Annotated in this window: 11 protein-coding genes; 4 read left to right on the top strand and 7 right to left on the bottom strand. The window is 45.9% G+C overall.

Going from position 1 to position 12,461, the window contains the following annotated elements:
• Positions 1–138: 138 nt before the first annotated feature.
• The 7 genes from VIP81_RS00180 to hemH form a co-directional block, all read right to left on the bottom strand.
• On the bottom strand, positions 139–1,095 hold the full coding sequence (locus VIP81_RS00180) for a LysM peptidoglycan-binding domain-containing protein (RefSeq protein ID WP_331956451.1): 957 nt from the start codon (positions 1,093–1,095) through the stop codon (positions 139–141).
• Between the two features lie 307 nt (positions 1,096–1,402).
• Entirely contained in the window at positions 1,403–2,806 is a 1,404-nt protein-coding gene (locus VIP81_RS00175) for a methyltransferase RsmF C-terminal domain-like protein (protein ID WP_331956450.1), read from the bottom strand.
• Positions 2,807–3,046: 240 nt separating this feature from the next.
• The gene (locus VIP81_RS00170) at positions 3,047–4,513 is read right to left on the bottom strand and encodes an NAD(P)(+) transhydrogenase (Re/Si-specific) subunit beta (protein ID WP_331956449.1); all 1,467 of its coding nucleotides are present in this window, start codon (positions 4,511–4,513) and stop codon (positions 3,047–3,049) included.
• 129 nt (positions 4,514–4,642) lie between these two features.
• Complete coding sequence (locus VIP81_RS00165) at positions 4,643–4,954, bottom strand: NAD(P) transhydrogenase subunit alpha (RefSeq protein WP_331956448.1); 312 nt, start codon at positions 4,952–4,954, stop codon at positions 4,643–4,645.
• Positions 4,955–4,987: 33 nt separating this feature from the next.
• Positions 4,988–6,118, bottom strand: coding sequence for a Re/Si-specific NAD(P)(+) transhydrogenase subunit alpha (locus tag VIP81_RS00160; RefSeq protein WP_331956447.1), 1,131 nt, complete (start codon positions 6,116–6,118; stop codon positions 4,988–4,990).
• Between the two features lie 60 nt (positions 6,119–6,178).
• Entirely contained in the window at positions 6,179–7,525 is a 1,347-nt protein-coding gene (hemG, locus tag VIP81_RS00155; protein WP_331956446.1) for a protoporphyrinogen oxidase, read from the bottom strand.
• 9 nt (positions 7,526–7,534) lie between these two features.
• Positions 7,535–8,581: a ferrochelatase gene (gene hemH / locus VIP81_RS00150; protein ID WP_331956445.1), complete on the bottom strand. Its 1,047-nt coding sequence runs from the start codon at positions 8,579–8,581 to the stop codon at positions 7,535–7,537.
• 307 nt (positions 8,582–8,888) lie between these two features.
• On the opposite strand from hemH, the gene hemA reads away from it, so the two are divergent.
• The 4 genes from hemA to VIP81_RS00130 form a co-directional block, all read left to right on the top strand.
• Positions 8,889–10,142: a glutamyl-tRNA reductase gene (gene hemA, locus VIP81_RS00145; protein ID WP_331956444.1), complete on the top strand. Its 1,254-nt coding sequence runs from the start codon at positions 8,889–8,891 to the stop codon at positions 10,140–10,142.
• Between the two features lie 4 nt (positions 10,143–10,146).
• Positions 10,147–11,067, top strand: coding sequence for a hydroxymethylbilane synthase (hemC, locus tag VIP81_RS00140; protein WP_331956443.1), 921 nt, complete (start codon positions 10,147–10,149; stop codon positions 11,065–11,067).
• The gene (locus tag VIP81_RS00135; protein ID WP_331956442.1) at positions 11,057–11,839 is read left to right on the top strand and encodes a uroporphyrinogen-III synthase; all 783 of its coding nucleotides are present in this window, start codon (positions 11,057–11,059) and stop codon (positions 11,837–11,839) included. Before hemC ends, VIP81_RS00135 begins: the two co-directional genes overlap by 11 nt.
• The coding region (locus tag VIP81_RS00130) for a uroporphyrinogen decarboxylase family protein (protein ID WP_331956441.1) at positions 11,836–12,461 on the top strand (626 nt) is incomplete at its 3' end. The genes VIP81_RS00135 and VIP81_RS00130, both read left to right, overlap by 4 nt.

Here is a 12,461-nt window from a genome sequence, read left to right as displayed (position 1 = left end):
TCTTGATTAAAAAGATTAGGGAAGATATGAGCGGACATTCGCTTATATCTTCCCTAATCTTTTTATCTTTTATAATCTCAAAAATAAAATCTGGAAAATCATCTAAATCAGTATAATCCTGAGAAAGACAAACTCCGCTTAGTTCTCGTAATTCAGTTCGCAATAAAAGCGGGTTTCATTACTACCCAGCGCCTGCATGGCACTGTCGCTCAGCTTGATGATCAGGCCGGCATTAGATTTCATCTGTGGGATGACATCCAGTACTTTGGCATAAACAGATTTACCATTCAGCGGATTGGTTACTTTAATGATGGTACCACGGGGAGCAGTATTATGCAAAGCATAATATTTCCCTACGGCATTGCTCTTAAACCAGGTACCAGGGCCTTTTTCAGAACCTGCTTTTTTTCCGTTGTTAGTTTGTTCTGCATACAGTTGCTCAAAATCGGCGCTACTATTCGCTGCTGCCGGTTTGGCCGGAGGTGTGGCGACTGTTTCAGTGGCTTCGGTAGCTGGCTCGGCTTCCTTCTTCACCGTTTCTTTCACGGGAGCAGGTGCGGGTGCTACTGCCACCCCTGTCTCTACAGGTGCAGGTACCGGTGCTGGTTTATCTTTCACTTTCTCCACCTTAGGAGCAGCTTCGCCAGCGGCGCCACCAGCCTTCATAAAGCCGATGATCACATAGCTGTCTTTTTTTAGGCCATCACCGGAAAAACTATTCCATTGACGGATGTTGTCCAGTGGTACTTTGTTGTAATTCACACTTACACGGTATAAAGTTTCTTTGTCAGTTACTTTATGATACACGGGTTTACCTGCTGCATCTGCCTTCTGTGAGAAGTTAGCGGCAGTGAGTGGAATGTGCAGATGATGTCCGAGCTGTAAGCCCTGGTCCATAGTCACTTTATTGGCGGCAGCTATTTCTTTTGGCGGTAAACCATATGCACGGCTGAGGCTATAAAAATTTTCTCCTTTTTTAACAACATGGGATACGTAAAGGGCGGGCGAGGTACCTTGTACCTGCAGCGTGTCCTGCGCTTGCACCGCTCCTGCACTAAAACCAAACAAGACGATTGATAGAATCGATTTTACCATACTAACTCTGTTTATGAATGATGATCTGCCTGCTGCTCCGGATATTTCTGTCCCCGTGTCTGATACCCAACGACAACCTAATTATACCATGGCAGCACCAAAAAATCTGAAATTTTTATTTGCTATTTCGGGCAACGAATATATGTGTAAAAATTGACAATTTTATTTAATAAAACAAACGAAAAATCCCAGCTTTTGTTGTGGTCACCGGCATAAACAACTTCTACCCCACATACTCAGCAAATAGCCGTTGGCAGCGCATTTCAAAGTTGGTAGCTGTTGGAGACAAATAACAGTACCCTATTCTTTACAACCCGGTAATTTCTTTCAGGATGCGTAATTCTTTTGGGTAATAATTGTTCATACGGTTTGGTAAGAATTTGGCCCAGCCCAGATTCATTCCCTCATACCTTACCAGCGACCAGCCTCTTACTCCGGTGGTTACTCCCGGATCTTCCTTACGCAGGTATTGTAATGCCTGCGGCAAATCAAGTGAAACCGCCGGCAAATCATCAGATACCAGCATACTCGCCGCCAGCTGATGATCAGGAATCAATTCCTTCTGTCCTGGCTGTCCAGCTTTAACACCCGCCTTGCGAATATACAATTGTTGCTGCAACAATGGCATTTCCGCAGCTAATAAAGGCGGTAATATCAGTACTTCTTCCTGATGCAGGAAGTATTGATAATCCGGTGGAATATTCAGCCAAGGTGTTATAACCTCCCTTTGCCGTGCCGTAAGTGCTACCCGTTTCTGTTCCTTTGGCCGGCGAACACTTCCCCCGCTACGCTTGCGAAAACAGGCAATAAAAAAGCCTTCTCCTTTCAACAGGTCCGGATAAAACCGATAACCAGTACAATTTCGTTTATGCGTTACCGTTGGTACAATACCCCATTGTTCGTCCAATGGTATCGTAATATTTTCCAGCTCAAAATGATCTGCCAGCCAATCGAGGATCACTTCATCTTCTTCGGCAGAAAAAGAACAGGTAGAATAAATAATCACTCCATCCTCTTTCACCGCAGGCAACACATCGGCCATAATCCGCTGCTGCCGCTGACTACAGAGCGTTACATTTTCAGGCGACCATTCAGACACCAACTCAGGATCACGACGAAACAAACCCGAACCCGAGCAGGGGGCATCTACCACCACCAGGTCGAAATAACCCGGCAGCCTGGAAAAATCACGGGGATCATTGTTACTCACCACTACATTCGGCGCTCCCCATTTAGTCAGATTATCGGCCAGCAATGCCGCCCGCGCTTTTATCACTTCATTCGCCACCAATAAACTATCAGCACTCACCAGCGACTGCAGCAGCGTAGATTTTCCGCCCGGTGCTGCACACAAATCCAGCACCTTCAACGGCGCCGACAGATCGACCGTGGCACGCACCGCCTGTTCCAGGAACATAGACGAAGCTTCCTGCACATAGTAAGCACCTGCATGAAAAAATGGATCGAATGTAAAAGAAGGCCTTGCCGGTAAATAGTATCCCTCACTATTCCAGGGCACCTTGCTCACACCGTTGGCAGACAACGATTGCAGCACCTGTTGTGCTTTCTCCGGCGATTTTATTTTTGTAGGATTCAACCGCAGGGAAGTAATTTTTTCTGCGGCGGTATGTACTCGTTCAAATGTTTCCCGGTGATAACCCGGAAGTCCTGCTAACGAATCAAGCAGTGCAGCTGGTAAATGACTGGACAAAGGAATTTTTTCCGCAAAAATAATGAAAATGCAGATTTTTGTCTTTATCAGGATTATACTGATTTAGATGATTCCCCAGATTTGTTTTTTGATCAGGGGAGAAAAGATAAGGGAAGATGTAAGCGAACATCCGCATTTATCTTCCCTTATCTTTTAAAATCATTTTATAATCCTAAAAAATAAAATCTGGAAAATCATCTAAATCAGTATAATCCTGATAAAGACAAAAAAATCGCGGTTTTACACCTCTTTAATCGCCGTCAGCAGGTCCTGCAGCACTTTCTTTGCATCGCCAAACAGCATAGATGTTTTAGGTTGAAAGAAAAGATCATTTTCTATACCCGCATATCCTGGTTTCATACTGCGTTTATTCACCATCACCACTTTCGCCTTCTCTACTTCCAGTATAGGCATTCCGTAAATCGGACTGGCCGGATCGCTCTTCGCCGCAGGGTTTACCACATCATTAGCGCCTAAGATCAACACCGCATCAGTAGTAGCAAATTCTGCGTTGGCATCTTCCATCTCCAGCAATTTTTCATAAGGTACATCCGCTTCTGCCAGCAACACATTCATATGCCCCGGCATACGGCCCGCAACAGGATGGATCGCATATTTTACTTCCACACCTTTTTCTTCCAGCAACGCCTCCAACTCATGACATACGTGCTGGGCCTGCGCTACCGCCAATCCATATCCCGGTACAATGATCACTTTATTGGCGTATGCCAGTACCACAGCGGCATCCGCTAAACTAATTTCCTTATAATGCCCCTGCTCTTTACCGCCGCCAGTCTGCGCAGCAACACCACCACCGAAGGATCCTATCAATACATTTTTAAGAGAGCGGTTCATGGCTTTACACATCAGAATAGTAAGGATAGTACCGGCAGAACCTACCAGTATACCACCTGTCAGCATCACCGGATTGGCATATAAAAATCCTCCACAGGCAGCAGCTACGCCAGTAAAGGAGTTTAACAGGGAGATGACTACCGGCATATCTGCTCCGCCAATTGGAAGCACAAAAAGCACTCCGTAGAACAATGCCAGCAGGAAAATAATATAAAAAATAAGGAAACCAGTGCCCGGTGCCGCGCTGAACACCAGCAGCAACCACACCGATAACCCCACTATTAAAGCCAGTACACCCAGGTTCGCCAGATGCTGCCCCTGGAAAGAGAAATCTTTTATTTTACCGGTGAGTTTTCCCCATGCTACAATACTGCCCGCGCAGGATACCGCACCAATCACGAGGCTTAGTAGGATGATGACCACCGTTCCTTTCGAAGCGGAAGACTGCAATAACTGCAACATCAAATGATCATCTGTAACAGGCGCATATAAATTCTTTACCAGCGCATGCAAATGATTAAATTCAACAATGGAAATCAGCGCCGCACAGGCGCCACCCATCCCGTTAAACATGCTCACCATTTCCGGCATCGCCGTCATCTTCACTTTCTTCGCAGACAATACGCCGATAACACCGCCTATCAGCAGTCCCGTAAATATCCAACCATAATTATGCAGGGGGGCATCATTTACTTTATAGAGAAAGATAGTGCCTATAATGGCGAGCGACATACCGGCGGCCGCTATCAAGTTGCCTTTCCGGGCAGTATCCGGCTTACTTAACATCTTTAGTCCGAGGATAAAAGTAACAGAGCCGATCAGGTAGATAATTGATAAAATGCTGGATCCCATATGAATAGTGCTTTGGCGGTTAGCTATTAGCTTTTAGCTTTTAGTAAATACAGCGAAGATTAACATAACATGAGCTTCGCTGCATTTACTAAAAGCTAAAAGCTAACGACTAAAAGCTGTTTCGGTTCTTTATTTCTTTTTTCCTTTGAACATTTCCAGCATACGGTCTGTCACCACAAAACCACCCACCACATTGATCGTACCTAAAATCACCGCCAGAAAACCTACAATCAGCGCCACGTAGTTATCTGATTCCGCTTTCCCCATCACAATGATAGCGCCTATAATAACCACACCGTGGATAGCGTTGGCGCCACTCATCAGTGGCGTATGCAGCACAGATGGCACTCTTGAAATCACTTCTACCCCCAAAAAAATGGATAGGATAACAATGTAAAGGAGGTCAATATGCTCGTGAAAAAAAGTGATAATATATTCCATGTTTGACGGTTATTTTCAGTTCTAACCTACCTGCTATGCAGGCTGCATCATGCTTTTCACACGGTCATTCACAATTTCTCCATTATGTGTGATACAGGCTCCTTTTACAATATCATCTCCAAAATCCAGGTGCAGCGCGCCTTCTTTTGTGAGAATCAATTTCAGAAAGTTGAATACATTCTTCGCATATAACTTGCTGGCATCAGCTGGCATGGTAGCTGGCAGATTAGAATCACCGATGATGGTAACCCCGTTATAATGCACGGTTTCATTGTTCTTTGTCACGCTGGTATTGCCGCCGGTAGCTGCCGCCAGATCTACGATCACAGCGCCGGGACGCATTCGATCCAGCATATCGTTGGTGATCAGAATTGGCGCTGCCTTGCCGGGAATCTGTGCAGTTGTAATAACGATATCTGCTTTGGCAATACTTTCTGCAATCCGTTGTTGTTGCTGCTGCTTGTAGGTGTCGCTTTGTTCTACGGCATAACCGCCTGCTGATGAAGCATCTGCGGCACCTTCTACTTCTATGAATTTTGCACCCAGACTCATCACTTCTTCTTTCACGGCAGGTCTGGTATCAAATACCTCTACCACTGCCCCCAACCGGCGGGCCGTGGCAATGGCCTGCAATCCGGCTACGCCCGCACCCAGTATCAATACTTTGGCAGGCGCAATGCTGCCTGCGGCCGTCATCAACATCGGAAAATAACGTGAATAGCTATACGCTGCCAGCAATACGGCTTTGTAGCCGGCAATGTTAGCCTGAGAGCTGAGCACATCCATCACCTGCGCCCGCGTAGTGCGGGGAATAGTATCTAAACTGAAAGCGGTAATATGTCGGGAAGCCCAATGTTCTACGTCGTTTATGCGGTAGAGTGGCTGTAAAATGCCGGCAATAATTTTACCGGCGGGTATCTGGTCTGCCAGCTCCCGGGAAGGAGGCTGCAGGGTAAAAATAATATCTGCTCCGGAAAGAATGTCTGCCGCAGTTTTTACCAATGCCCCTGCCTGCATATAGGCGTCGTCGTTATAGAAGGCATTGTTGCCAGCTCCCTGTTCCACCCACACGGTCACCGACATTTGCTGCAGTTGTTTTACTACTTCAGGTGTAAGAGATACCCTGGTTTCGCCGTTTTTCTCCTTTAAAATTCCTGCAATCATCTGGTGGAAATTTATAATGGAATTTAAAGAAAAAACGCCAACAACGAACTATTTTTTTGATTAATTTTTCTTCAGTGAAGCGGCGAAAGTAGCCGCATGTTGTAGTAAAGCCGGGATAGCCACGCCTTGGAGGTAATTTCCCTGGATATATATACCGGGATATTTTTTTTCAAAATCTGCTACCGCACCACGCAACTTAATATGTCCTACATTCAACTGTGGAATTGCTTTTTTCCAGGTACTAAACTTTTGCATCACCGGTGGAGCTGATAACTGCAGCAAAGACATGATTTCTTCTACCACCCGTTGCTGCCATGTTTCCGGCTCCAGCTGATCAAACAGCTGCTCTTGTCTGGCGCCTCCCATGAATACGGTAAAAAGTATTTTTCCCGCTGGTGCTTTCCCGGGGAAAATAGCGGAGTTACAAATGGCTCCGAGGAAATGCTTATGCTCTGCATGTGGTACCAGGAATCCAAAACCTTCCAGTGGTTGTGCCTGTGCCGCTGCATCAAAGCCCAGGTGCAATACACCCATACGTGGATAAGGAACCTTGCGCAGCAATGCCGCAGTGGCGGGATCCAGGGAAATAATGGTTTCGGCAGTACTGTAAGCAGGACTGGTGATCACTATTCTGCTGGCAGGAAAGCTGGCAGACACACCATTTTCAATGGCGCTGACCATATAACCACTGTCCGCCTCATTGATGCCGGTGACTTTACAATTAAAGCGTACCGGCGTAGTGAGCATTTGTTGCAAACGGTTGGTAAGTACCTGGTTGCCACCTTTAAAACTGATGATTTTTCTGCCGCCCATGGCAGCTTTATTTTTCATTAACCCTTTGGTAACACTCCCGTATTCCCGTTCCCATCGCGGCAAAACGGGTAATGTTTCCGCAATGCTCATCCGGTCAGGATTGCCGGCATAAATGCCCGACAATACCGGATCAAATACATAATCAGCTATCTCTTTATTAAATCTTCTGCTAACAAAATCAGTTACCGACTCCTCTCCAGCTACGGCAACAGGCTTCCGGAAACTTTCGGTAAGCAAACGCCATTTGCTGCCACGGCTTAAATAAGACGAAGCCATGATCTTGAAAGGATGTGGAGAAACAGCGTGTAATTGGTTATTTCTAACAAGGAAACGATGTTTGCTGGCAGCAGTGGCCTCCAGGATCTCGCCTTCCAGTCCCAGTTCCCGGAAGAACGTTAATATCTCCGGCGAAGCCGCAATGGTATTGGCACCTGCATCCAGCTCAAAACCTTCTTCCCGGAAGGATTGCATCACGCCACCCGTATGATTGGATGCCTCCAGCACCAGGTAGGGTACCTGCTGCTTTTGCAGTTCATACGCAATACTCAGCCCGGCAATACCGCCGCCGATAATCAATACGGGTTGTTCAGACATACGGAAAGGTTAGACTACTTGTTCTTGTTCAATAATCTCAGTGCAATATTTTACGACCGCTTTTACCCACATCGGATGGATATTCAGACAGGGGATCATCGTAAATGTTTCGCCACCACTGCTCAGGAAAGAATGCTTTCCTTCTACAGCTATCTCCTCCAATGTTTCCAGGCAGTCAGATACAAAAGCCGGACATACGATCAACAGCTTTTTCTTCCCTTCTGCAGGCAACGTTTCCAGCAACCCGGCCGTATAAGGCTTCAACCATTCTTCACGTCCCAGTCTCGACTGGAAAGAGATACCCCATTTTTCCCGGGGCAATCCCAGTTGTTCTGCTACTAGTTCCGTGGTAACAGTAATCTGGTGACGATAGCAGAATGGATGGGATGCTGATTTCACATGACAGCAATCATTTACTTTCATACAATGTGCACCGGTGGGATCTGCTTTACGCATATGCCTTTCCGGTAAACCATGATAACTGAATAGTACGTAATCATACTCCTGTTGCAGGTATGGACGCATACTTTCAGTTAATGCACTGATATAATCCGGTTCGTCGTAAAACGGCGGAACGGTAGACAATTTGAATTTATATTTCTTTTTGCGGTAGATCTCCTGTGCATATTCTACAGCGGTTTCATAGGAAGACATCGCATAATGCGGATATAGCGGAAATAATACCACTTCCTTCAGATCAGGATTTTGCTTCAACAGGTTGTTGTAAGCCACTTCCGGACTGGGATTGCCATAACGCATGGCTATTTCCACTGGTACTTCCATATCATTCTGCACAGCCATCTGCAATTGCCTGGTGAGGGCCACCAACGGTGATCCTTCTTCCCACCAGATAGATGCATAGGCCTTGGCAGATTGCTCTGCGCGCTTCGGAACAATGATGCCCTCGATTAATATCTTACGGAACAACCATGGATAATCTATCACACGCTTGTCCATCAGGAACTCATTCAGATAACGCTTTACATCCGGAACGGCTGTAGAATCAGGCGATCCAAGGTTCATCAATACTATTCCAACATCAGATTTCGATATCATTTCTTATAAATTGCAGCAAAAGTAAGTAAAAAGCAGAAAGCTAAAAGCAAAAGCAACAAAGGGGACTACAATACTATGGCGCATATTCTAAAAATCAGTACTATCTTTACTGTCAGAAGCTCTATGCCTTTTGCTTTCAGCATTTTGCTCCGTTACTGTCATCCTATTGTAATGATTAAAAACTGATAAAAATCATTTTTTCCTCGTGCTGATTACCAGTAGTAGAAATGACACACTAATGACAGCCTAAACCCGTTTGTTTGGGACGTATGAAAGTACTTTTGCAACCGGAAGCTTATACAAGAACATGCAGGTCAGTCATTCAAAAGAAATAGCAAATTTTCATATTGTTGGAATCAACTATAAGAAAACAGACGCTGCTATCAGGGGATTATACGCCATCAATCCGGCTCAGTATCAACAACTCCTGGAGCATGCCAGGGTAATACAATTAGACGATCTATTTGTGCTATCCACTTGTAACAGAACGGAGGTATACGGATTTGCAGCCAATCCCGGGCAGCTGATAGACTTGCTATGCAGGGAATCAAACGGCGACAGAAGCCAGCTGGAAGAACTAGCCTATATCAAGTCAGGAGAAGAAGCCATCAGGCATTTGTACCAGGTAGGTACTGGCCTGGACTCCCAGATCCTCGGCGATTATGAAATCATAGGTCAGATACGCAATGCCACGAAATTTGCCAAGGCACACCAATGCCTGGGTAGTTTCCTGGAAAGATTAGTGAACAGCGTATTGCAGGTTTCCAAACTCATTAAAACAGAAACAGGTCTCAGCAAAGGCACCGTATCTGTGGCATTTGCCACCGTACGGATGCTGGAACGCATCTGCCCTGATATAAAAGATAAAAAGATTGTATTGCTCGGTGTAGGCAAAATAGGCCGCAACACCTGCAAGAATATGATCGAATACCTTGGTGTAAAAGAAGTTACCCTCATTAACCGCACCATGCAGGTAGCTGCCGATTTCGCAGACCAACATGGATTGAAATATGCACCCTACGAAAATATGGTCGGCGAAATGCAACAGGCGGATGTAATCCTGGTAGCCTCTAATGCACCACAGCCCACCGTATTGGCGCATCACCTGCAACAGGCATCGCCAAAACTGATTGTAGATTTATCGATTCCATTTAACGTGGAAGCAGCAGTTGGAGAACTCCCGCATATCACACTGGTGAATGTGGATGAACTTTCCAAGGTGCAGGACGAAACACTGCAAAACAGATTGGGAGAGGTGCCAAAAGCCATTGCCATCATTGATGAGCACATGGAGGAATTCCTCTACTGGTATAAAATGCGCAAACATGCAGTGGTACTGAAAGCAGTGAAAGATAAACTGCAGGAAATACATACCCGCGAAATACAACAGCAGAAAAACGGAGGCCACTACAAAATGGAAGATATTGAACTGGTATCCTCCCGCATCATACAGAAAATGATTAATCTCATGGCAGGTAAAGTACGTAAGGAAACCGATAAGAGTGAACAGTACATTGCTATGATCAACGATATTTTTGAGACCGGAGTTAACCAGGAATAAAAAAATGGATAAAGTTATCAGGATAGGCACAAGAGAAAGTCAGCTGGCCTTGTGGCAGGCACACCAGGTAAACGACCTGCTCACCGCACAGGGTTACCGCACCGAACTGGTACCTATTAAAAGCGAAGGCGATATAGACCTGGTCACCCCGCTCTACGAAATAGGCGTACAGGGCATCTTCACAAAAAGCCTGGATCTGGCATTGCTCAATAATCGTATAGACATTGCCGTTCACTCCTTCAAAGACGTTCCCACACAACTACCCAAACAAATTGTACATGCCGCCATACTCAAACGCGGTCCTGTAAAAGATTTGCTGGTATATAAAACCAATACGGATTTTCTGGATCAACCGGGCTACATCGCCAACATTGCCACCAGCAGTGTACGCCGAAAAGCACAATGGCTTCGTAGATATCCACAACATCAGCTGCACAACCTGCGCGGTAATGTAAACACCCGCCTGCAGAAAATGGCCAACGAAAACTGGGATGGCGCCATCTTCGCCGTAGCCGGACTGGAAAGAATTAATGTGCGCCCTGCTACGTCCATCGACCTCGACTGGATGTTGCCTGCTCCTGCACAAGGTGCAGTAGTAACCGTATGCAGAGAAGATGATACTTTCTGCCGCGAAGCCTGCGCTGTTTTTAACCATGAAGAAACAGCCCTCGCCACACATATTGAACGCGAATTTTTACGTACCCTGATGGGCGGTTGCACCACCCCTATCAGCGCATACGCTTATATACAAAACAATACCGTACATTTTAGCGGCGAACTTTGCAGCCTCGACGGGACCGGCTTTTTCAGCATTTCCCGCGAAGTACCACTGGCACAGGCACAACACCTGGGACAGGAAGCAGCAGAAGATATTATGGCACAAGGCGGCGCCGAAATTGTAGCACAGATCAGAAATGCAAAATGATAAATACCGCATATTAAGCACCAGGCATTTAACAGACAGCTCCATCGCTGCAGCTGGTGACAGTGGTATTTTCATAGAAGTAAAAGATTTTATCCAGATAAAGCCTATCACGCTTCCTGCCCTGAAAGGAAGTACTCCAGGCTGGAACGGTACTACTATATCTGATATTTTCCAGGCCCCCAACATCTCTGTTTTTACAAGTACCAACGCGGTGAAAGTATTGGAACAACACTATTTCAGCATCAATGGCTTCAGAAATAATGGTCTCCATACTTTTTTCAATAACAAAAATGCCAATATCTGCTGCATCTCCGGCAAAACGTTACAAAAAGCCAAGGAAGTATTTCCGGATTGCAACATACTGGCATCCTCACCCTACGGAAGTGAACTCGCTGCCGCGATCATTGCAGTGGGAAACATCACCGAAGTAAATTTCTTTTGCGGCAATCAACGGCGGGATGAATTGCCAGTTGGATTAAATCAGGCTGGCATCAAGGTGAATGAATATGTCATCTACGAAAATATACCATCCCCTGCGGTGACAGCAGAAGACTATGACGGCCTGTTGTTTTTCAGTCCCAGCGCAGTAAAAAGCTATCTGTCTGCCAACAGACTCGATAGCAAAACCGTTTGTTTCGCCATTGGCCGAACAACCGCCACAACACTGAGAGAATATACCGATAACAAGATTATAATGAGCACCGACATCAGCGAAGATGCCATGGTGCAAACAGCTATATTTTATTTTAACAACATTAACTGCTACGAATGAGCGCATTGAAGAACGACTTATTGCTGAAGGCCCTTAAAGGTGAAACTGTTTCCCGCACGCCCGTATGGATGATGCGCCAGGCTGGTCGCTATCTCCCGGATTATATTAAACTGCGTGATAAATATACTTTTTTTGAACGCTGCGAAAATCCGGAACTGGCTACAGAAATAACAGTAATGCCGGTAGACCAGGTAGGTGTGGATGCTGCCATCATTTTTTCTGATATCCTCGTTGTACCACAAGCCATGGGCATGGAAGTACAGCTGGTAGAAAAAGTAGGCCCCTTATTACCTGCGCCTATCAAAACCGCACAGGACCTGCAACGTTTATGCGTTCCCGATGTACAGGAAAGACTGCACTATGTATTTGAGGCGCTGGCCCTCACCAAAAAAACACTCGATGGCCGCGTGCCCTTGATTGGCTTTGGTGGCGCTCCCTGGACCTTACTCTGCTACATGGTACAAGGCAAAGGTTCTAAAACTTTTGATGAAGCCAAAGCATTCTGCTACCAGCAGCCTGCCGTGGCACATCAACTGTTACAAATGATCACCGATACTACTATCGCTTACCTGAAAGCACAGGTAGCCGCCGGTGCTGATACCGTACAGGTATTTGACTCCTG

It is taken from the genome of Chitinophaga sp., assembly GCF_036566945.1.
Taxonomy (GTDB): domain Bacteria; phylum Bacteroidota; class Bacteroidia; order Chitinophagales; family Chitinophagaceae; genus Chitinophaga.
This window is presented reverse-complemented; position numbering and strand designations above follow the sequence as displayed.